This is a genomic window from Kangiella shandongensis, assembly GCF_020005365.1.
GTDB classification, from domain to species: Bacteria; Pseudomonadota; Gammaproteobacteria; order Enterobacterales; family Kangiellaceae; genus Kangiella; species Kangiella shandongensis.
Genome location: NZ_JACNML010000013.1, coordinates 27,330 through 48,812 on the forward strand (window position 1 = coordinate 27,330; position 21,483 = coordinate 48,812).

The window sequence follows — 21,483 nt, forward strand, 5'->3', positions numbered from 1 at the left end:
GTGATTATGCACCTGCCATTAACTGCTCAATGGCCGCTCGCTCCTTAGGAACATCTTTCGATAAAATATCATAGCCTTTACTGGTTACCAGTACATCGTCTTCGATGCGAATACCAATGCCGCGCCATTTTTTTGCAACCGTATGCCCTTCAACCCGACTCAGATTCTGTGGAATATAAAGTGCCGGTTCAACCGTTAACACCATGCCCGGCTCCAGCACCCGCGGCTCGCCATGCAGATGATAATCACCCACATCATGCACATCCAGCCCCAACCAGTGACCGGTTTTATGCATATAAAACTGCCGGTACACCCCGCGCTTAATGAGATCGTCCAGCTGCCCTTTTAAGATCCCCAGCTCCAGTAAGCCTCTGGTCAGTTCACGTACAGCAGTGTCATGAATATGATCCCAATGATTGCCCGGCTTGACCATTTCAATGGCTGCCAGCTGTGCGTTTAACACCACGTCGTACAAGGCAGCCTGTGCTTCACTGTACTTACCATTGATGGGAATGGTACGACTGATGTCGGAGGCATACTGCTCATACTCACCGCCGGCATCGACCAGCAATAAATCACCATCAACCATAGTATCTGCATTCTCAATATAATGCAGAATATTGGCGTTATCGCCCGCAGCGATGATTGACGGATACGCCGGATAGCGACAACCGCCCTGAGCAAAGTGGTAGTGTAACTCGGTTTCCATCTCGCGTTCGGTTTTGTCTGGCGTACAGGCCGCCATCAAGGCCTTATGCGCTTTCGCCGAAACTTTGGCCGCATGACGAATGCGCTGTATCTCGGCGGTAGATTTTATCAATCGCATATCGTGTAGATGATGACCAATATCAATCAGTTCACCGGGAGAGTCGGTGCGCTTCGCTGGCGAAGTCATCAATTCGCTGCGCCACTCCATGACCTTATGGTCAAACTCAGAATTCGCTCCCAGTGCGAAATATATTCGATCTCGCCCTTCCATCAGCCCTGGCAGAATATCGTCGATATCTTCTATCGGGAAGGCATCGTCAGCACCTAACTGCTCTATCGCTCCCTGCTGGCCCAGGCGCTTACCGTGCCAGCGCTCCTGCGCCGGATCCTTTTCACGATTAAAAAGGATAAACTCCGCCTGCTCACGCCCCGGGATCAGGACCATGACCGCGTCCGGCTCGTTAAACCCGGTGAGGTACCAGAAATTGTTATCCTGCCGGAAAGGGAAGTTCACATCATGACTGCGAACCTTTTCCTCTGCGGCAGGTAAAATAGCAATCGAGTTGGGACCCATCCATTGCATTAACTTCTTACGCCGTGCGGCAAAATTAATCGCTCTCATACTTTATTCTATCGTTAATGGATATTCTGGTTATCCGCTTCAACATTCGGTTTTGGCTGATTTGCCTGAAATAATAGCAACGCCGACATCTTAATATGCTCACACACCGTCATAAATGCTTTTTCCATTTCCTCGTCAGCCTCGTCCATTTCAAATTCAATCTGTGCGATTTCGCCGATATCCTGCAACGCTTCCTTTGCTTCTCCTTCCAGCTTTTCCCCTTCCTTTGCCTGTACCAGGCCATAACCTGATAAATAACCCTGGCACCATTCACCGATGGCTTTGGCTCGTTGCTCCAGGGGAAAATCGTCTTCCGGTTTGACTAAATCAATCGAAAAAGAGTCAGGCTGATAGTCTTTCTGGGTAAATGCCATTAACTCTTCAAGTCCTTCCAAAGCTGGTTCGGGTAGCGCATCACCAGAAGTCAAAAAATTGCTCATTTGCTGTTGCCAGCGGCCCGTTTCAACCACAAAACCGTGACCAAATAACCCATGAATCATGCCGGCCAATTCCGACGGGCTGAGATCCGGAAAGAAATTTTGACATAATTCACTTACTTGCGTGTAATTCATAACCTAACGTGCTGAAAATTGCTGAATTTTGGCGTTAGTGTAACCCCTGTGAGCAATAAAACCCAGTTTATCCCCCACAACTTCCGGTAAAAGGCGAGAAACAGTTAACTTAGGGTCTGATTATTGATTGACCAGCTTGGCTCAGAACCTTATAGTATACTTTAATAAAATTAGGTAACTTGCTATAACGGCTCATTATGACCAACAGTCAATTTGAACAATTAGAAGAAAAAATTGACGCCTTATTGGCGCGTTTTAACGTGATCGATAGTGAAAACAAACAATTACGCCAACAGGTTAACGAGTTACGCGTGGAACGTGATCGCCTGCAAAGTCGCAACGAATCGGCTCGCAAGCAAATTGATCTGATGATTTCACGTTTAAAATCATTATAACAATCATAATCAAGATTTAACGATTACCAGGGACACCGGTAATGTATTATTGGGTATCAACAATAGCAACAGAGAACGGCTGACATATGGCAAAATCAAATGTCGCTCCAGTGAATATCACAATACTGGGGAAAGAGTTTCAGGTAGCGAGTCCCGAGGACGAGCACCAGACACTGCTCCAAGCAGCGAACTTTCTGGATAAGCGTATGCGTGAAATACGTTCGTCTGGTAAGGTCTTAGGCTTGGAACGGATTGCCGTGATGGCAGCACTTAACTTAAGCTATGAACTGTTAAATGGCCCCAATGTTGATTCAGAACAAGCCTCTGAACTCCAACAGCGTATCGAACTCATACAGAATAAAATTGACGATGCGTTAGAACAAAGCGAACAAATAGGGCTGACGGACAATCCCTGACTTTGTTATACTGGCTCTGCCTGGGCTGTTCGTCAGTAGCGACCGTCCTCGAGCCGATAATTAATACTTAGGGATCCCTCAATGTGGGTGTTGTGCAAGTCCGCTTAGACCGGAAAGCCTGATCCTGCACATGGTTTCCCCCCTTGAAACTCCGGGTTTCAGGGCTATTACCTACAACGGCAGTCTGGGTTTCTATGAACGAGTTTGTTGCGCAAAAGAACTACATTCGTGCACGCATAAAACATGAGCGGCAGGCTCTGACTTCGCCGTTTATGCAGCGTTCTGCCATTGCACTTCTTGGCCATGTCTCACAGGCCCAGCTCATCGAAAAACACGATAATATCGCTTTCTACCTTCCTACTGGCGGTGAAATCAGTTGCTTGCCTATTATTGAATACGCTTTATCCCAAGGCAAAAAGTGCTACGTGCCTAAAATCGTTTCTACACAAAAGCGTGAAATGCTGTTTCTGCCCTATACGGGTCGAGAGTCCGTTGAGAAAGGACGTTACGGTATTCTCGAACCAACCGCCGATGCCAAAGAAGCTATCCCCCCTGAGGACTTAACATTAGTGTTTATGCCATTAGTCGCGTTTGATAATGCTGGCAACCGCCTCGGCATGGGCGGTGGCTACTATGATGCGGCATTTGCTCAACAGTCCCAGGACAAGCGGCCACAGCTCGTCGGTCTCGCCTATAACCTGCAAAAGGTGCCTCAGGTGCCCACTGAAACCTGGGATCTGCAAATGGATGCTGTCATAACGCCCAATAATTATCATCGCTTTGTAAAACAATAATCCTTTCCGCTATTACCCTAACAATTTTCATGCCCATGTTTTATACTGGGCCTCATCAATAACCCAACATAATAAAACACTATGGCCTATTGGTTGATGAAGTCTGAGCCAGATGTTTTTGGCATCGAGCATTTAAAAGCACTACCCAATCAAACCGATCACTGGGACGGCGTCCGTAATTATCAGGCCCGTAACATGATGCGAGATGAGATGAAAGTCGGCGATCAGGTTTTCTTTTACCACTCCAACTGCAAACCACCGGCAATTGTCGGCATTATGGAAGTAACCAGAGAGGGTTACCCGGATCACACTGCCTTCGACCCAGATGAAAAGTATTACGACCCTAAAAGCGATCCGGAGAAGCCGCGCTGGTATATGGTAGACGTTAAACACGTTAGAGATCTAAAGCGCGAAATACCACTGGATGAGCTGAAACAATATCCTGAGCTTTCTGATATGCGTCTGGTACAAAAAGGCAATCGCCTTTCTATCATGCCGGTTGATAAGAAAGAGTGGGACTTTATTTTAAGTATTGAGGATGAATAATGACTCAGGATGAATTAAAAGCATTAGTAGGCAAAGCTGCCATCGATTACGTTGAAGACGGCTCCATCGTTGGTGTTGGTACCGGCTCCACCGTTAATTACTTCATTGATGAGCTGGCCACAATCAAACACACCATCAAAGGTGCGGTCTCCAGTTCTGAGGCTTCAACCGAACGACTGAAGCAACATGGTATTGAGGTATTCGAGCTTAACGACGTCGATCGCATCCCGGTGTATGTTGATGGTGCCGACGAGTCTAACCATTTATTGGAACTGATCAAAGGTGGTGGCGGGGCTTTAACCCGCGAAAAGATTATCGCTGCCGTTGCCGAAAAGTTTGTGTGTATCGCCGACGAATCCAAACTGGTACGTCGCCTGGGCGAATTTCCGTTGCCGGTCGAGGTTATTCCGATGGCGCGCAGTTATGTTGCCCGTCAAATCGTCAAACTTGGCGGTAATCCTGTGTACCGTAACGGCTTTGTGACGGATAACGGCAACGTTATTCTGGATGTACATAGCCTGGAAATCAATGAACCGATCAAACTCGAGCGTATTCTGAACAATATCGTTGGTGTCGTTACCAATGGCCTCTTCGCTGAACGCGCTGCTGACGTTCTATTGTTAGGAAAACAGGATAAGGTTGAAACCATCACCCGCTAATTCCGCACCAGCCCTATTCTCTTGCTTCCATTTTTGACAGAAATGGAAGCAAGGCCTCATACCTTTTTAGCTTATGGGTGAAGCGTGAAAGTATGATTCTGTCGGCAGTCCACTTGCCCCAAGTCCGCTATAATTTTGCGCTTAAATAAAAGAATGTCCCATAGCGCAATAATCCCATGTCACAAACAATCGATTCACCACCTAGTCCATTAAGCAAAGGGAAGCTTGCGTTGTATCACCTGGTTCTGTTTTATCTCGCCAGCTTAGGGGTATGCTGGTGGCTTATTGAGTCGAATCATATGGATTGGGGTTTTCTGCTGCAACACAGCACCCTGAATTTAGCCGGAACCATGCATATCATCCTGGCCTGCATGCTATTGGCCTGGCAGGCCCTGCGCCTAAAGGCCGGTTACGCCAAATTACGGGAATGCTCCGAGTACGAAAATTACTTAGATAAACTGTTCGATACACGGGAACGCCATCGCCCTGCCCAAAACGCATCAAGACTCGAGGTAGTCAGGAAGATGCGGCAGCAGAACAGTCAGGCTCGAGGAACCATCGAGCATTACCAGCAAGCCAACTACGGTATTACCCAGTTCGGCGTGCTGATACTATTCTTCGGTAGCCTGTTACAGCTGGGCGGACAGTTCTCTTAACCGCCCATCTAGCTATGAATGCTGTATTTATCCATCAGGCTATAGAGGGTCGGCCGCGTTAACCCCAGCAGTTTCGCCGCCTGGGAAATATTGCCATCGGCCAGCACAATAGCTCGTTGAATGGCCCGGGTTTCGGCGGCCTCACGAACCTGCCTGAGATTCAGCGGCATCTCCCGTAGTTGCGACTCTTCGATCTGCAACTCCTCCGCGCTGATCTGACTATTCTCCGACATCACCACGGCACTTTTAACCTTGTTCTCAAGTTCTCGCACATTACCCGGCCATGAATAGGCTTCCATCGCCTGTACGGCATCTTTGGTAAAGCCTCGAATGTTGCGACCAAATTGCTTATTAAACTTATTCAGCATGGTTCTTGCTATCAACACAACGTCACCATCACGTTCAGCCAATGGTGGGATTTTGATGGTAATTTCATCCAGCTTATAAAACAGGTCTTCTCTGAACTTCCCCTGTTGCACCTGCTGTGCCAGGTCGTCGTGAGCAGAGCAGATCACGCGCAAGTTAACGGTTTTCTCTTCGCGACTACCAACACGAGCAGTCACACCCTCATTCAGTACCCGCATTAATTTTGCCTGTACTGACATCGGCATTTTTCCGATCTCGTCGAGGAATAATACCCCTTGGTTGGCTTCTTCGATCTTGCCGTGGCTGGTCGACTTATTGTCACTGAAGCCGGAAGCGTCATAACCAAACAGTTCAGTCTCTAACAGGTTTTCAGGTATTGCAGCACAGTTGAGGTGGACAAAAGGTTTATCTTGTCGAGAACTCAAGTTATGCACGGCCCGGGCCAAGACTTCTTTACCAGTGCCACTATCCCCTACTAACAACACATTCAATTCTGTCGGCGCAACTTTTTCGATTTTTTGGCACACGCTTAACATCTTTGGGCTGGTGGCGACGATGCCGTGAAAGCGCATATTCTCATTACGATGATAAACGCGACTTTCCTCTTCCAGATTCGCCAACTCCAGTGCCCGCTTAATAATCAGCTTCAACTCTTCCGGCTGTATCGGCTTCTGATAATAGTCGTAAGCACCCAACTCCACGGATCTCATGGCAACTTCACGCTGGTCATTACCGGTCACAACAATAATTTTACTGGATGGTGATAACTTTAAGATATCTTCCAACAGCTCCAGCCCGATCGTTGCATTGGCCGGATCGGGTGGCAGTCCCAGATCCAGCGTGATGACTTTTGGCTGAAATCGTCGTAACTCGACTAATGAAGACTCTTTATCTTCCGCTAGCACTACATGGTACTCATCCAGCGACCACTTAAGCTGCTTTTGCAAACCCTTGTCATCCTCGATGACCAATATTTCAGGTTTGTTCTGTGTCATATTCCTTACTCCTTTCCCCCTCAGGAGACCTTAAAATCGCGATACAGTGCGTACCCTGACCAACCTCACTATGAATAATTAAATCACCACCAAAGCTTTGTAGCAAATAGCGGCATTGATAAACACCAATACCAATACCCGCATTCCCCTTAGTAGTAGCAAACGGCTTGAACAATTGTTTGCGCATAAAGTCACTGTCCATGCCACTGCCTTTATCATGTATATGCCAGTGGACCTGTCCATCATTCAGCTCAATTCGATGGGTCACGACACTGTCATCATCACTCGCTTCCAGCCCATTTTGATGCAAATGTTGAATTATATTCAACAAAGCGTCCTTATCACCACTCACTTTCACCGCCGGTACCTTACCGATCAGTCGAGCTCGCTCCGCATCTTCCATAAAGGTATCGACGATTAACTTCAAATCGCACAATTTTTTCAGCTCGGAGCCCGAACGCCCTCGCTTTAACTGTCCCAGCATTTTATTGAGCCGACGCGTTGCACTACCCACTGTTTCAAAGGCATCATCGACAAACTCCTGATTGTCCCTGAAACGCTCGGCATTGTGTGTAATGAGCTCCAACTGGGCAGTAACGTTCTTAATATCATGCACCACAAAAGCCGATAAGCGGTTAAAGGCATCAAAGTGGCGCTGTTCATAAATCTGCGTCGTGGCCTCAAACATGGCTAAGTAACTTGCCATCTGCAACCCTGCTGCTTTTAATAAGTCATGATCTTCCCAGTTTAAAATGGGTTTACTGTAACTGGCTGCCAGCCCAACAATGCCGATCAGTTCATCATTGCGTCGTAACGGTATAAAAATCCGATGATGACGGAATAATGGTTCACTCAAATCAATATCCAGGCCATGATAGATGCTGCGATCCTTTTGATACTCCTGTGTATCAATCACCCAGTTCGTGTTTTCGATAAACTGAACCAAAGCCTCCGGCAGTTGATAGCTCATGTCATCCGACAGAGGCGACTCCCAGTGATCCACAAACGCAAATTTGTCGTTGCGTAAGCTCCACAACTTGCCCGCCGGGCTATCAATAATGTTAGCAATGGCTTTTATTGATAATTGATAATAATTACCAGTGACATTCGCTTCATCCAGCGCTCGATTAAAGCGAATCCAACTTTCCCGGTAGTCATACTTATAGGCAGAAAACAGCTTCCGGTAGAGAATCTTCAGTTGCCCAAAGAAGCGTTTTTTATAAGCCAGAACCACAAAGCCCACACCCGTCGTCAGTAGAAATGCCAACGCCAACTCCGAGTTCTTAATGGTAATCTCAATCAGAATATAGCCAACGACCGCAATCCAGCAATAAATCGCAAAAATATTCAGACCGCTTTCTGGTCGGTAACGCGGCAGGGCTTCGTTCAGTTGAAGACGATTATGCTCAATACCCTGCAAATGAATAATACTGAATGTTATGGCTAAGGCAGTAACGATTGAGCGAGAAATATCCAAAGCCTCTGGTGTGCGCGACTCATCCAGCATAAAAATCAGCATACACAACAAATCCCATACCAGAATAAAGCCGATGGAGCCTGCCAGGCTGGCAATTTCTTTGCGGTAGGTTTCGGCGAACTGATTCCCTGCAATTTCAACAATGTGCAATAGCAATAATAGCACCAGGCCGGCAAAACCCGGGTTGATCAGGTTTCCAAGCTGTCCTAAGTCATACCATTGCAGTGCCAACCAGGCTGACATTACAGCAGCAACGGCCACATTCAGCCAGATATTTGGCCTGGCGAACTTCCACATAAAAAGGGCCAGAGTGACATAAAAGCCAAACAGCCGAATCCATTCCACTAACCAGAAAGAGAGCTCATGCGAGTCGTCGAGTAATTTGGCACCACTCCACATGGCTAACGTGGTCGCGATCACCAGCAACGGCCAGAATAGCGCAATACGCCGCCAGCGTACTAACGTTAAGACCAGTAAGTAAATAGCCAGAACGATACTGGCAATGAAACCTGCCATGGCATATTCATTGTTTTGGGTGAGTCTTTGTTATAAAAGAATTAGCGTGAAAGATCCACTACTAACGCCTTAGAAATCAATACTATAGTTGCTAGTAAAAAGATAATGCTCGAAAGTTAAATTGCGGTTGCTGCTTGCTGAATCTCAACAAACTCAGTCAGAGACTGGACTGTTTCGAAGACTTCCCCTGAAAGTTCATCATCAGGAATTTCAATACCGAAGTTTTCCTCAATCTGCATTAAAATTGAGACAATAGCCATGGAGTCGAACTCTGGCAAATTACCAATAAGCTGAGTATCGGCCGATAGATCATCCGGCGACAACGATAAGGTATCGCTCAGTAGCTCGATCATTTTATTGATGTTAACTTCGTATGCCATACGGCACTCTCCTCAAAAAAGGACTCAAAAACAACAAAACCCAGCATTCACAGGCTGGGAGGCGGCAAATTGTAGCAAAATCCATCGCTACAAACACCTTTTTTGTCATTCAATTACAATAATTTCATGAAACCCTTCCACTGGCTTTTTGCTTTTGCTTAAATAGACTTCTTTACTGGTAAAACTACAACATCAAAGGTGCAATAGCGGACGGCCATGCAGACCAATACTTCTTTTGACAAACAAAATCTCAAAGTGTTACTTCTCGAGGGTGTACATCCAGTAGCGGAAAAGATCTTTCATCAAGACGGCTATGAGAATGTCACTTACCATAAAACTGCCCTTTCACAAGACGAATTGCTTGCCACCATCGGCGACTACCATTTTATTGGTATTCGCTCCCGTAGCCAACTCACTGACGAGGTTTTCGCTCAGGCAAAGAAGCTGTTCGCCGTCGGCTGCTTCTGTATTGGAACCAATCAGGTCAACCTTAATGCCGCGCAAAATAAGGGCATCCCGGTCTTCAATGCGCCCTACTCCAATACCCGTAGCGTGGCCGAGCTGGTTTTAGGCGAAATGATCATGTTACTGCGCGGTATCCCCGCAAAGAATGCGGCTGCGCACCGAGGCGAGTGGCAAAAAAGCGCAGCCCATTCTAACGAAGCAAGGGGTAAAACCTTAGGTATTATTGGCTATGGCCATATCGGTACACAGCTAGGGATCCTCGCTGAAGGTATTGGCATGAAAGTCCGCTTCTACGATATCGAAAATAAGTTGACTCTGGGCAATGCCGAACAGGTCGCCGAGCTTAACGAGCTTCTTGCCAGTTCCGATGTAGTCAGTCTGCATGTGCCGGAAACCCCACAAACTAAAGGTATGATGGGTGCCGAACAAATTGCTCAAATGAAACAGGACAGTATTCTCATCAATGCCTCACGCGGCACGGTTGTTGATATAGCGGCATTGGCACAGGCGCTGGAAGAGAAGCGTCTGGCAGGCGCCGCTATCGATGTTTTCCCGGCCGAGCCCAAGTCCAACAGTGAAGAATTCGTATCACCATTACGGGCATTTGATAATGTGATATTAACGCCTCATATTGGCGGCAGCACGCAGGAAGCACAGGAAAACATTGCCATCGAAGTCGCCGACAAACTGATAAAGTACAGTAATAACGGCTCCACCATGTCGGCTGTTAACTTCCCACAAGTATCGCTTCCCGAGCATGACAACCGTCACCGCATTCTTCATATTCACCAAAACCGCCCAGGTATATTAACCCAGATAAACCAAATCCTATCCGAAAATGACGTTAATATTTCCGGACAATATTTACAGACCCAGGGCGAACTTGGTTATGTGGTGACCGATATTGAAGAAGGATCAAGCCAGACAGCGTTGAAAAAGATGCGCCAGATTGAAGGGACTATCCGAACCAGGATTTTGTATTAAGTGGATGTCTGCACGTGACATCTTCTCCCCCTTATATTGAGATAAACGAATCAAAAAATATAGCAAGCAAAATCTTGGATGATTTTGCTAAGAGTTTTCAGCATAAGGATGTGATGTAAACTCTGGTGCGTTAAATATTTTATTATTCGTTTAGGTAGTCATGTTTTCATGACCTCAATATCTGGGGTGTCTTTTCTTTTGGTTCGTTTTCTTTGGACAAGCAAAGAAAATGAACAAAATAACCAGCGCATATAGTTAGTTCCAAGGACTTTATGTATGTGTCATACCACTTTTAAAACTAACTTTTCTAAATTATATAAAAAAGGCCAGCGAATTGCTGGCCTTTAAAAGATAGCAAAAATGATTACTTGACGCGAGGATCGAGTTTACCCGCTTTGTAATCCACTGCCATTTGTTCCATATTGATTGGCTTGATCTTGCCAGCATTACCTGCAGTACCAAAGGCTTCGTAGCGTGCTTTACAGATTGCCTGCATCGCATCCTGTGCGGCACGGTTATATTTACGTGGATCAAACTCTTTGGGATTGTGCTTCAAGAATTTACGCACCGCACCAGTCGCTGCCAAACGTAGATCAGTATCAATATTAACCTTACGCACACCGTGCTTGATACCTTCCTGAATTTCTTCAACCGGCACACCGTAAGTTTCGCCCAGGTCACCGCCGTACTCGTTGATCACTGACAACCAGTCTTGCGGTACTGATGAAGAGCCATGCATCACAAGGTGTGTATCAGGAATACGCTCGTGGATTTCTTTAATGCGCTTAATAGAAAGCACGTCACCCGTTGGTGGACGCGTAAATTTATAAGCACCATGAGACGTGCCGATGGCGATCGCTAAGGCGTCTACATGCGTATCTTTAACAAATTGCGCCGCTTCTTCTGGATCCGTTAGCAACTGATCCATACTTAACTGGCCTTCGGCGCCAGAACCGTCTTCTTCACCTGCCATACCGGTTTCCAATGAGCCTAAACAACCCAACTCACCTTCTACAGAAACACCACAGGCATGCGCCATATCGACTGCTAATTTAGTTACGCGAGAGTTGTACTCGTAACTCGCAGGCGTTTTCATATCTTCCTCAAGAGAACCATCCATCATGACCGATGAAAAGCCCAGTTGAATCGACTGCTGACAAACTGCAGGTGATGCACCGTGGTCCTGGTGCATACAGACTGGGATATGCGGGAATTCTTCCGTCGCCGCCAAGATCAGGTGACGTAAGAAGTTTGAACCTGCATATTTACGCGCACCTGCTGATGCTTGAACGATAACAGGACTATCAGTTTCATCCGCAGCCTGCATCACCGCACGCATTTGCTCCAGGTTATTCACGTTAAATGCCGGAATACCGTAATCATTTTCTGCTGCATGATCCAGTAATTGGCGTAATGTAATTAATGCCATCTTGTTATCCTCTTAAACTCTATAACTGTTTAATATTTAAATTCTTCACGCTAGGTTAATTAGCTGATTTTTTGAAGAAGCTACTTCGCACGCTCTTCTAAAATTGCTACTGCTGGTAACTCTTTCCCTTCCAAAAACTCAAGGAAGGCTCCGCCACCCGTCGAAATATACGAGACTTTATCTTTAATACCGTATTTATCTACTGCTGCAAGGGTATCACCGCCACCAGCAATAGAAAAAGCATCACTTTCTGCAATCGCTTTTGAAATCGCCTCGGTACCCGCGCCAAACTGATCGAACTCAAACACGCCGACTGGACCATTCCAGACGATGGTTTTGGCTTCTTTTAATATTTCCGCTAAGTGCTCAGCTGACTTAGGGCCAATATCAAAGATCATATCATCCTCAGCAACCTCATCGACCGATTTGGTCTCAGCCACTGCGCTTTCCGAAAACTCTTTACCCGTAACCACATCAACTGGAACCGGAATCTCGCCACCTTTGGCCTGCGCCTGTTCGATTAAACGCTTAGCTTCAGGAATCAAGTCCTCTTCGCACAATGACTTACCCACAGGCTTGCCCGTTGCTGCAATAAACGTATTGGCAATACCACCACCGACGATTAACTGATCGACCACAGTTGACAAAGAATCCAAAACGGTCAGCTTGGTGGAGACTTTAGAGCCACCGACAATCGCCACCATCGGACGGGCCGGGTTATCTAACGCTTTACCTAAAGCCTCTAACTCTCCAGCCAATAAAGGCCCTGCACATGCCACTGGTGCAAACTTTGCGACACCATGAGTCGACGCCTGAGCTCGATGTGCCGTACCGAAAGCATCATTCACAAACACATCGCACAGATCCGCATACATTTTTGACAGACGCTCATCATTAGCTTTCTCACCAACGTTACAACGAACGTTTTCAAAAATGACCACCTCACCCTGTTCAGCCTCAACACCATCAAGATACTCGCTGATCAGACGCACAGGCGCGTCCAACAGATTATCCAAATACTCTGCGATCAGTTTCATCGAGTCTTTTTCGGTCAAAACACCTTCGGCTGGACGACCACGGTGAGACATCACCATTACTTTAGCGCCTTTCTCCAACGCTAATTTAATGGTCGGCAGCGATGCCTGGATGCGTGCATCACTGGTAATCTTGCCGTCTTTCACCGGCACATTCAGATCTTCACGAATAAGGACTCGCTTACCTTCTAGATCCAAATCAGACATTCTTAAAACGTTCATGTTTTAGAACCTTTATTCAATAAATTATTAAATCTTCAAATAACAAAAAAGACTTTCCGCAAAAGCCTTTTTTATTACAACGCAGCCTGCAACTCTTAAGTACAAAGTAAGCAGATTCCCGCTCAACCCAGGCTGCTTTATCTCACATTGCGATTCACCTTGTCCGCGGGAATGACGCTTAAATTAACCCATATCTCTAGCGAGAATTTCTTTTGTTAGACAAGGCGCTTAGTGTTTTTAACGAATGACGTGTATGACTAATACACCAATGAGTTAAAAACACTAAGCAACACCGTATAACGGAAGAAAGGCCGCTAGACGGACATCATTTTTATTGCAACATCTAACATACGGTTCGAGAAACCCCACTCGTTATCATACCAGGTCACTACTTTTACTAAGTTGCCACCCATAACACGAGTCTGGCCTTCATCGAACGTTGACGATGCTGGGCTATGATTAAAGTCGATTGAAACCAGTGGTTCGTCGTTATAGCACAGGACGTGACCATCTGCTGCTTTCTTAACGATTTCGTTAATTTCTTCTACGCTGGTATCGCGCCCCGCCTTGAACGTCAGATCAACGCACGATACGTTAATGGTTGGTACGCGCATAGCGAAACCGTCCATCTTACCGTTCAATTCTGGAAGTACTAAACCAACGGCTTTTGCAGCACCTGTTTTTGTTGGGATAATGCTTTGCGCTGCTGCACGAGCACGACGCAGGTCTTTGTGCTGGTTATCGATTAACTTCTGATCGTTAGTATAGGCATGAATGGTGTTAACCAAGCCTGACTCGATACCAACGCTATCGTTTAATACTTTCGCCAGTGGAGCCAAGCAGTTTGTTGTGCATGATGCATTTGAAACTACGCGATGCTCTGGCTTTAAGATGTCATCGTTAACACCGAATACTACAGTTGCATCAACATCGGCTGCGCCTGGTGCTGAAATAAGTACTTTTTTAGCGCCGCCTTTGAAGTGCTTTGAGGCTCCGGCCTGATCTTTAAACACACCAGTACACTCAAATACGACGTCCACATCCTGATCGCCCCAAGGAATTAACTCTGGGTTACGTTCTGCGTACAACTTAATTTTATCGCCGTTGACGATAAGGTATTCGCCGTCGGTTGAAACGTCAGCGTTAAAACGACCGTGAGTGGTATCGTATTTCGTTAAGTGCTTTGTAGTTTCCGCTGGGTGTGAAGAGTTGATGGCAACTACTTCAATACGATCACGGTAACCGTGTTCATAAATTGCACGTAACGCTGTACGACCAATACGACCATAACCATTAATTGCTACTTTAACTGTCATTTGCTTCTCCAAAATTTGCAGTCTTTAGGGCTTATTTTGTAACCACATTAAGCAGGTCAGCTCCATAACAGGGTCGTCATGGGTGCTTCCCTACTCGTTATGATTAATCCAGTAAGCCACCTTCGTCTAACATGTCTTCCGCTACAGCAGTTACGTTTTCTACTGTAAAACCGAAATGCTCAAATAAATCACCTGCCGGCGCTGACTCACCAAAGCTTGTCATGCCAACAATTTGCCCTTCCAGGCCAACATATTTGTACCAGTAATCAGCGATAGCCGCTTCAATCGCGATACGGGCAGGCACATCAGCAGGCAATACACTTTCTTTATATGCTGCTTCCTGTACATCGAATGTATCTGTCGATGGCATAGAAACGACGCGAACCTGTTTACCTTTCGCTTTTAAGCTAGCAGCGACTTCTACCGCTAACGCTACCTCAGAACCGGTTGCGATCAGAATCAACTCAGGCTTTTCTTCGCTATCCACTAAAACATAACCACCCTTCGCAACGTCAGTTAACTGCTGCTGATCACGCTCCTGATGCGGTAACCCCTGGCGACTTAAGCTTAGCGCTGTCGGACCATCGCGACGTACAATCGCCGCTTTCCACGCGACGGCAGTTTCGACTGCATCGCACGGACGCCATACCGAACAATTTGGTGTAGTCCGTAAATTAGCTAGCTGCTCGATCGGCTGATGAGTCGGGCCGTCTTCACCCAAACCGATAGAATCGTGAGTGAAAACATAAATGGCCTGCTGCTTCATCAGGGCTGCCATGCGAACCGCGTTACGGGCGTACTCCATGAAAATCAGGAAGGTACCACCGTACGGCATTAAACCACCATGTAACGCCATACCATTCATGATGGCACACATACCAAATTCACGGACCCCATAATACAGGTAGTTTCCGCTGGCATCTTTCGCCGTAATGGCTTTTGACTGTTCATTAATGGTCAGATTAGAGCCCGCCAAGTCGGCCGAGCCACCCAGCATTTCCGGTAACAATGGCGCATAAGCATTAAGTGCCATTTGTGAAGCTTTACGGCTCGCGACCGTAGGGCCTTCAGCCTGTAGTTGTTTAATGTATTTCTGTGCTTCTTCAGTAAAGTTGTTCGGTAAACGCTTATCCAAACGACGCTTAAGCTCATCGGCCAGCTCGGGGTGCGCTTCACGGTAAGCAATAAATTTCTGATCCCAGTCGCTCTGCAACTTTTGTCCGGCATCTCTCTTGTCCCAGGCATCGGCAATATCTTGTGGCACTTCAAAAGCCGCGTGAGGCCAGTTCAATTCTTTACGAGCCAACTCGATCTCGTCATCACCTAATGGCGCGCCATGACACGATTCTTTACCTTGCTTATTCGGTGAACCAAAGCCAATCACGGTTTTACAGCAGATTAATGTCGGACGCTCACTATCCCCGCGAGCCTCTTCAATAGCATTCTTAATCGCTTCAGGATCGTGGCCATCAACATCGGAAATCACCTGCCAGCCATACGACTCAAAGCGCTTAGGGGTATCGTCGGAGAACCAGCCATCGACGTCACCATCGATCGAGATGCCGTTGTCGTCCCAGAATGCAATCAATTTACCCAGGCCAAGCGTACCGGCCAACGAGCAGACTTCATGAGAGATACCTTCCATCATGCAACCATCACCCATAAAAACATAAGTGAAGTGATCGACGATATCGTGCCCAGGGCGGTTAAATTGCGCTGCTAAGGTTTTCTCAGCAATAGCGAAGCCCACAGCATTGGCAATACCCTGTCCCAGTGGACCTGTCGTGGTTTCAACGCCAGGCGTATAGCCGTACTCAGGATGGCCCGGAGTTTTCGAGTGTAACTGTCTGAAATTCTTAATATCATCAAGGCTGACATTGTAACCTGATAAATGCAGCAGTGAGTAAACCAGCATGGAACCATGACCGTTCGACATTACAAAACGATCACGATTAACCCAGTCTGGGTTGGTTGGATTGTGTTTTAAATAGTCGCCCCAAAGAACTTGAGCGATATCAGCCATCCCCATGGGAGCGCCAGGATGTCCTGACTTGGCTTTTTGGACCGCGTCCATGCTTAAAGCACGGATTGCGTTAGCTAATTGAAAACGACTTGGCGTGTCATTACCAGAAGTGGACATCGAATCTCCTAATGATGTGAGTAGGGCCAGCAATTTTTAGGGCGCTTATTGTCTCAAACCGCGCACAGCCAATCAAATAAATTGGCTGTTTTTTATTCAAATTCACGATTTTTTACTGGCGTTCGCTGCAGAAGCTTCGTTTTTCCCTATTCCTCTTCTTGCAGCTCACACAAAACGGTATCTAAATTGACATCGGGATCGGTCAGCATGGCTTCCATTTCCCACGGTGGAACCGGTTTACTGAAGATGAAACCCTGGATTTCTTCGCAGTTCATCGCTCGTAATGATTCCACCTGAACGACGGTTTCGACACCTTCTGCCACCACTTTAATCCCCAGGTTATGAGCCAAGGTCACAATGGAAGCGACTAACTTCTGGTCTCGATCGGAGTCCTCCAGATCCCAGACAAAGGAACGATCAATTTTCAGCGTATCGATCGGAAAATCTTTGAGGTTACCCAGCGACGAGTAACCCACACCGAAATCATCCAGTGCCAGACTGATCCCCATCTCCTTTAGCGTTCTCATCTGCTGGATCGAGTGTGATAAGTCCTGCATAACCATTCCCTCGGTAATTTCAAATTCGAGCGCCGAGGCATCCACTTTGGCAATATGCAGTGCGTTCTTAACCGTTTCCCATAGATTCTCGTGATAAAACTGTACTGCTGACAGATTAACCGCGACCTTTCCGTCATAAATGCCACGATTCTTCCAGTCCTTCAGCTGCAGGCAGGCCTTTTCGATAACTTTCTGACTGATAGGAATAATAAATCCAGCCTCTTCTGCTAAAGGAATGAACTCTCCCGGCATGACCAGACCACGATTTGGGTTACGCCAGCGGACCAGCGCTTCCATACTGGTGATCTTCCCAGTTTTCAAACTCACTTTCGGCTGGTAGAAAACAACAAACTCATCTTTTTCAATGGCCTGTCGCAACTCATTTTCCAGATTAATGCGTAACTGTGCCTGCTCATTCATTTGCCGGGTATAGAACTGATAGGTGTTCTTGCCTTTTTTCTTGGCGTAATACATTGCCATGTCGGCATTTTTCAACAACTCTTCAGCACTCTCACCATTTTCCGGGTACATGACGATACCGATACTGGGAGAGACCACCACTTCAGCGTTTGACAGTTTAAGCGGCCTCGAGAAATATTCCAGAATGGCCTGCGCATACTTGGCCGGCTGGCTCCAGGTATCAACATCGGTTAGCACTACTGTAAACTCATCCCCGCCAAGGCGCGCTACGATACCCTGATTATCCGATGTGATTTCGAGTAATGCCTTGGCTACCGATGTTAACAATTCGTCACCAACCCCGTGCCCCAGCGAGTCATTAATTCGCTTAAAGTTATCCAGATCAATAAACAACAGAGCATGCTGATTGTTTTCCGAAGATAAGGCCAGAATTTCTTCGAAACGCTGTTTAAAGCTGTTTCGATTACGTAGGCCGGTTAGCTGATCCACCGTAGCTAACCGTCGCAACTCTTTTTCTGCCTTTTTACGGAAGGTAATGTCTGAGAACACGCCAACATAATTGATAATATTGCCATCGCTGTCGCGCACAACGTCAATATTAATCTCGATCGGGTAGGCCTGCCCATTTTTTCGAACAGCTTCCAGCTCCCCGCTCCAACTGCCTTCCTTAGCCAGGATATCTCTTAAGTCCTCAATAAAATTATCCGGCGCATTCACAATTGCAGAGTCTCGGATTGGTCTCCCGATAACCTCTACCGACTCGTAACCCGTAATCTTGGTGTAAGCCTTATTCACCGCGATATAATTATAGTCTTCATCCAAAATCCAGACACCGTCTGAAATATTATCGAACGACTTCACTACCATACTCAATTGCTGCTCAGTATCTTTAAGATCACTGATGTTTTTGAGCGTACCGGCCATACGCAGTGGTTTGTTTTCACTGTCCCGCGACACCACCTTGCCGCGATCGAGCACCCAGATCCAGCTTCCTTGCTCATTACTGATACGATAGGTGCTTTCAAAGTGCAGTGACTTACCAGCCAGATGCGCATTAAGCGCCTGCTTCACATACGGCAAATCATTAGGGTGGATATTTGAGTTAGCCATCGAGTAGCCACTGCGAATGCCGTCTCGAGGGAAGTCATAAGGCCACTCATTAGATAGATGCAGAGCGCCTGTGTTGATCTGCCAATCCCACAGTTCATCGCCGCTGCCCCATAAGGATAATTTCAACCGCTCTTCACTTTCAGCCAGTTGTTGCGCGGCAAATTGACGCTCACGCATTCGAGACCAAATCAGATAAGAAAAGGCCAGAATAATCAGTCCCAGTATGAAGCCATAAATAGTGTAAGCCAGAGGTGACAACCAGGCCAGATTTTTGACTTCCACCATGATCTCTGCAGGCTGCTCACTCCACAAACCACCTTTATTCGCCGCATTGACCTTAAACTGATAGGTGCCCGGTTTCAGATTGGTGTACGTCACCCGGCGGCTTTGTGCATCCGTTTCTGTCCAATTTGTGTCATAGCCTTCAAGTTTATAACGAAAGCGGTTACTCCAGGGATCGGTATAATTAAACCCTGAAAAATCGAAGCTTACTGCCGTGTCTTCTGGATATATCACCACCTTCTCGGCGATATTAGCTGGCTTTTGTAGTCGTTTACGATATTCTTCGCCGACCACAATCGAGTTATTGTTCACTAATATATCCGTGATAACAGGTGCGGGAGCTTTACTGTCTTTAGTATAAGCCTGTGGGTTGAAATAAATCACCCCATTCATGCCACCAAAATAGAGGTTACCCAACCGATCTTTCGAGGTGGCGCCCGTATTAAATTCTATAATGGGCTGATCTTCGGTAATGGAAAAGTGAGACAAGCCGAAATCGGTTGGATCGATACGGTAAAGCCCACCGCCCGTCCCTGCCCAAATACTTCCGGAAGAGTCTTTCAGTAACGAATAGACGGTTTCATGCAAATTGCTGATGGCGTTATTAATTATGGTCGCTTCCTGACTAATTAAGTCAACCACCACCAAACCGCTGCCATAGGTTCCGATCCACAAACGCGATGCATCATCAATAACTAAACTAAAAATAGGATCATGAGCTTCCGCTGGCAAATCAGTAAAAAGGTTATCCAATGAGATAAAGGCTTCATTCTCCTTACTGAAACGATAAACGCCGCTCGCTGAACCAAGCCAAAAGTAATCCGAGTTTTTGTCGTCAGGGATCAGCACATTGATGCGATTATCCCGGTGGTAATCAATATCAACCAGCTGGTATTTTTTTAATGAGTTATCGGCATTCAGTCGCCGCAGCCCCGTGGTCGTTCCCAGCCATAAGTATTGCCCATCGTAATGGGCCGTGAGAAAGCGTTCACGCGGTTCATTCGACTGGTAGGCCAATTCAAAACTGAGTTTTAATTCATCAAAAATCCAAACTGACTGTTCAGCGATGAGCCAATGTCGGCCTGCGCCAATTGACAGTAATCGATTGATATTCTTACCTTTCAGCCTGTCAGGTAACGTCACATCCACGACCTCAGCACCGTCAGCTTTTCGCTTCAACACTGTCAAGCCGCTGGTGTCACTGCCGACGAGCAGATGATCGTAGTCGGTAGCCAGCAACGAGTAGGTCACATCGCCTGCTAAAGCCCCCTGCTCGCTGGGAGTGTGATCAATGTGATTAAATTTAATGGCATTGGGGTTGATCTTGTTTAAATAAGAAGAGGAACCTATCCATAAAATATCGCTACTATCCTGATAGAGCACGTTGATATTATTACTGCCCACGGCGCCCGGCTTGCCGTAGATATGTTGGTCAATCACCTTGCCGTTCTGCAGCGTATACAAGCCATGGGACTCGGTCCCCACCCACAGGCGCTGCTTACGATCGAAATACAAGCTATTTAACGTTAAATCGTTGCTACTTAATCCAATATCCGTAAGCTTCTTGGTTTTGTAGGTTTGTTCCTCGGGATCAAATTCGACCAGGCCCATGGTCGATGACAGTAGCCACAGCTTGCCCTCGGAGTTTTCTACAATGGAGTCAACCCTTCCCAGACCCGACAAAAAGTTATTTTCGATAACGTCAAAATGTTCCAGGTTTGGGTTATAGCGTGCGATATGTCCAGCTGTCGTCACCAGCCATACTCGCTCCTGACTATCAACCAGCATGTCACTCACTTCAATCAACGAAGCTGGCACGCGTCGACTTTTCATTATAGGCAAGGTTTTAAACCCTTTAATGTCCGGGTCATAGTAGGATGGCCCACTGTAGGTTCCGACCCAAACCCCACCATCATTATCCACCGCCAGACTGGTAACGAAATTGTCGGCTATGGAAAAAGGCTCTTGCGCATTGTGGTAGAAGTTAATGATCTTGCCAGTGTTTTGCTCGAACAGTGCCAGCCCATTCTGCGTGGCTATCCACAGGTCACCCTTCTGGTCGATAGCCAAATCTCGAATACTGGTATTAGGTAACTGACTGTTTTGTTTGTTAAAAATCTTAACGCTATAGCCATCAAAACGGTTCAGACCATCGGCCGTACCGATCCATAAAAAGCCGTACTCATCCTCTACGATCGAGGTCACTGTACTTTGCGACAACTCTCCCTCAAGCAGTGCGTTGGCGGCAAATTGCATGCGCGCTGATGCAGCACCGATCACACACAGTGAGATGCAGATAGTGACTGAAAATAATAGTCGGCCTAGCTTCGCTAGCATTAAATATCCTAGAGCGTGGTTAGCTACCACTTTATTGTGGCCATTAGTTTCAACTAAATAGCGTTAAAAATCAAAATCCTGAACC

At 46.7% G+C, this 21,483-nt stretch carries 17 protein-coding genes and 1 other RNA gene; 8 read left to right on the top strand and 10 right to left on the bottom strand.

The genetic code is table 11. From position 1 onward, the window contains the following. Positions 1 to 4 precede the first annotated feature (4 nt). Together H7708_RS12645 and H7708_RS12650 are read right to left on the bottom strand one after the other, a co-directional pair. Positions 5 to 1,330 (bottom strand): aminopeptidase P N-terminal domain-containing protein, encoded by a 1,326-nt coding sequence (locus tag H7708_RS12645; protein ID WP_223671227.1) that lies wholly within the window; start codon positions 1,328 to 1,330, stop codon positions 5 to 7. 14 nt (positions 1,331 to 1,344) lie between these two features. Then, the gene (locus H7708_RS12650) at positions 1,345 to 1,902 is read right to left on the bottom strand and encodes a UPF0149 family protein (RefSeq protein WP_223671228.1); all 558 of its coding nucleotides are present in this window, start codon (positions 1,900 to 1,902) and stop codon (positions 1,345 to 1,347) included. Positions 1,903 to 2,099: 197 nt separating this feature from the next. On the opposite strand from H7708_RS12650, the gene zapB reads away from it, so the two are divergent. The 7 genes from zapB to H7708_RS12685 all read left to right on the top strand — a co-directional run bounded on the left by zapB (position 2,100) and on the right by H7708_RS12685 (position 5,368). Next, a complete protein-coding gene (gene zapB, locus H7708_RS12655; protein ID WP_223671229.1) occupies positions 2,100 to 2,297 on the top strand; it encodes a cell division protein ZapB in 198 nt (65 codons plus the stop codon). A gap of 86 nt (positions 2,298 to 2,383) precedes the next feature. Continuing rightward, entirely contained in the window at positions 2,384 to 2,713 is a 330-nt protein-coding gene (locus H7708_RS12660) for a cell division protein ZapA (RefSeq protein WP_223671230.1), read from the top strand. A gap of 14 nt (positions 2,714 to 2,727) precedes the next feature. Next, a non-coding RNA gene (gene ssrS / locus H7708_RS12665) (6S RNA) lies at positions 2,728 to 2,908 on the top strand. Further along, on the top strand, positions 2,908 to 3,507 hold the full coding sequence (locus tag H7708_RS12670) for a 5-formyltetrahydrofolate cyclo-ligase (RefSeq protein WP_223671231.1): 600 nt from the start codon (positions 2,908 to 2,910) through the stop codon (positions 3,505 to 3,507). Before ssrS ends, H7708_RS12670 begins: the two co-directional genes overlap by 1 nt. A gap of 81 nt (positions 3,508 to 3,588) precedes the next feature. Continuing rightward, a complete protein-coding gene (locus H7708_RS12675; protein ID WP_223671232.1) occupies positions 3,589 to 4,053 on the top strand; it encodes an EVE domain-containing protein in 465 nt (154 codons plus the stop codon). Next, the gene (rpiA, locus tag H7708_RS12680; protein WP_223671233.1) at positions 4,053 to 4,712 is read left to right on the top strand and encodes a ribose-5-phosphate isomerase RpiA; all 660 of its coding nucleotides are present in this window, start codon (positions 4,053 to 4,055) and stop codon (positions 4,710 to 4,712) included. Before H7708_RS12675 ends, rpiA begins: the two co-directional genes overlap by 1 nt. Positions 4,713 to 4,888: 176 nt before the next feature. Then, the gene (locus H7708_RS12685; RefSeq protein ID WP_223671234.1) at positions 4,889 to 5,368 is read left to right on the top strand and encodes a hypothetical protein; all 480 of its coding nucleotides are present in this window, start codon (positions 4,889 to 4,891) and stop codon (positions 5,366 to 5,368) included. An 8-nt stretch (positions 5,369 to 5,376) separates the two neighbouring features. On the opposite strand, the gene prsR is transcribed toward H7708_RS12685, so the two are convergent. The 3 genes from prsR to H7708_RS12700 form a co-directional block, all read right to left on the bottom strand. Then, positions 5,377 to 6,729, bottom strand: a complete 1,353-nt coding sequence (prsR, locus tag H7708_RS12690) for a PEP-CTERM-box response regulator transcription factor (protein WP_223671235.1) — start codon at positions 6,727 to 6,729, stop codon at positions 5,377 to 5,379. Beyond that, positions 6,710 to 8,722: an XrtA/PEP-CTERM system histidine kinase PrsK gene (gene prsK / locus H7708_RS12695; RefSeq protein WP_223671236.1), complete on the bottom strand. Its 2,013-nt coding sequence runs from the start codon at positions 8,720 to 8,722 to the stop codon at positions 6,710 to 6,712. The genes prsR and prsK overlap by 20 nt, the downstream gene beginning before the upstream one ends. Positions 8,723 to 8,838: 116 nt before the next feature. Further along, a complete protein-coding gene (locus H7708_RS12700; RefSeq protein ID WP_223671237.1) occupies positions 8,839 to 9,102 on the bottom strand; it encodes an acyl carrier protein in 264 nt (87 codons plus the stop codon). Between the two features lie 216 nt (positions 9,103 to 9,318). Here H7708_RS12700 and serA point away from each other — a divergent pair, with 216 nt between their 5' ends. Beyond that, positions 9,319 to 10,551: a phosphoglycerate dehydrogenase gene (serA, locus tag H7708_RS12705; protein ID WP_223671238.1), complete on the top strand. Its 1,233-nt coding sequence runs from the start codon at positions 9,319 to 9,321 to the stop codon at positions 10,549 to 10,551. 364 nt (positions 10,552 to 10,915) lie between these two features. Here the strand turns inward: serA and fba are convergent, their stop codons facing one another. The 5 genes from fba to H7708_RS12730 form a co-directional block, all read right to left on the bottom strand. Beyond that, positions 10,916 to 11,980: a class II fructose-bisphosphate aldolase gene (gene fba, locus H7708_RS12710; protein WP_223671239.1), complete on the bottom strand. Its 1,065-nt coding sequence runs from the start codon at positions 11,978 to 11,980 to the stop codon at positions 10,916 to 10,918. Between the two features lie 80 nt (positions 11,981 to 12,060). Further along, positions 12,061 to 13,236, bottom strand: a complete 1,176-nt coding sequence (locus H7708_RS12715) for a phosphoglycerate kinase (RefSeq protein WP_223671240.1) — start codon at positions 13,234 to 13,236, stop codon at positions 12,061 to 12,063. Positions 13,237 to 13,550: 314 nt separating this feature from the next. Beyond that, entirely contained in the window at positions 13,551 to 14,552 is a 1,002-nt protein-coding gene (gene gap, locus H7708_RS12720; protein ID WP_223671241.1) for a type I glyceraldehyde-3-phosphate dehydrogenase, read from the bottom strand. Between the two features lie 103 nt (positions 14,553 to 14,655). Then, on the bottom strand, positions 14,656 to 16,692 hold the full coding sequence (tkt, locus tag H7708_RS12725) for a transketolase (protein ID WP_223671242.1): 2,037 nt from the start codon (positions 16,690 to 16,692) through the stop codon (positions 14,656 to 14,658). Positions 16,693 to 16,838: 146 nt separating this feature from the next. Further along, a complete protein-coding gene (locus tag H7708_RS12730) occupies positions 16,839 to 21,398 on the bottom strand; it encodes an EAL domain-containing protein (RefSeq protein WP_223671243.1) in 4,560 nt (1,519 codons plus the stop codon). Positions 21,399 to 21,483: the final 85 nt, after the last annotated feature.

What these genes read in the sequence shown, in the direction of transcription:
- H7708_RS12700 (WP_223671237.1), bottom strand. Translation starts at nt 9,102, where the DNA reads ATGGCATACGAAGTTAACATCAATAAAATGATCGAGCTACTGAGCGAT.
- H7708_RS12675 (WP_223671232.1), top strand. Translation starts at nt 3,589, where the DNA reads ATGGCCTATTGGTTGATGAAGTCTGAGCCAGATGTTTTTGGCATCGAG.
- gap (WP_223671241.1), bottom strand. Translation starts at nt 14,552, where the DNA reads ATGACAGTTAAAGTAGCAATTAATGGTTATGGTCGTATTGGTCGTACA.
- H7708_RS12715 (WP_223671240.1), bottom strand. Translation starts at nt 13,236, where the DNA reads ATGAACGTTTTAAGAATGTCTGATTTGGATCTAGAAGGTAAGCGAGTC.
- H7708_RS12645 (WP_223671227.1), bottom strand. Translation starts at nt 1,330, where the DNA reads ATGAGAGCGATTAATTTTGCCGCACGGCGTAAGAAGTTAATGCAATGG.
- tkt (WP_223671242.1), bottom strand. Translation starts at nt 16,692, where the DNA reads ATGTCCACTTCTGGTAATGACACGCCAAGTCGTTTTCAATTAGCTAAC.
- serA (WP_223671238.1), top strand. Translation starts at nt 9,319, where the DNA reads ATGCAGACCAATACTTCTTTTGACAAACAAAATCTCAAAGTGTTACTT.
- H7708_RS12730 (WP_223671243.1), bottom strand. Translation starts at nt 21,398, where the DNA reads ATGCTAGCGAAGCTAGGCCGACTATTATTTTCAGTCACTATCTGCATC.
- fba (WP_223671239.1), bottom strand. Translation starts at nt 11,980, where the DNA reads ATGGCATTAATTACATTACGCCAATTACTGGATCATGCAGCAGAAAAT.
- prsR (WP_223671235.1), bottom strand. Translation starts at nt 6,729, where the DNA reads ATGACACAGAACAAACCTGAAATATTGGTCATCGAGGATGACAAGGGT.
- H7708_RS12650 (WP_223671228.1), bottom strand. Translation starts at nt 1,902, where the DNA reads ATGAATTACACGCAAGTAAGTGAATTATGTCAAAATTTCTTTCCGGAT.
- H7708_RS12685 (WP_223671234.1), top strand. Translation starts at nt 4,889, where the DNA reads ATGTCACAAACAATCGATTCACCACCTAGTCCATTAAGCAAAGGGAAG.
- H7708_RS12660 (WP_223671230.1), top strand. Translation starts at nt 2,384, where the DNA reads ATGGCAAAATCAAATGTCGCTCCAGTGAATATCACAATACTGGGGAAA.
- zapB (WP_223671229.1), top strand. Translation starts at nt 2,100, where the DNA reads ATGACCAACAGTCAATTTGAACAATTAGAAGAAAAAATTGACGCCTTA.
- prsK (WP_223671236.1), bottom strand. Translation starts at nt 8,722, where the DNA reads ATGGCAGGTTTCATTGCCAGTATCGTTCTGGCTATTTACTTACTGGTC.
- H7708_RS12670 (WP_223671231.1), top strand. Translation starts at nt 2,908, where the DNA reads ATGAACGAGTTTGTTGCGCAAAAGAACTACATTCGTGCACGCATAAAA.
- rpiA (WP_223671233.1), top strand. Translation starts at nt 4,053, where the DNA reads ATGACTCAGGATGAATTAAAAGCATTAGTAGGCAAAGCTGCCATCGAT.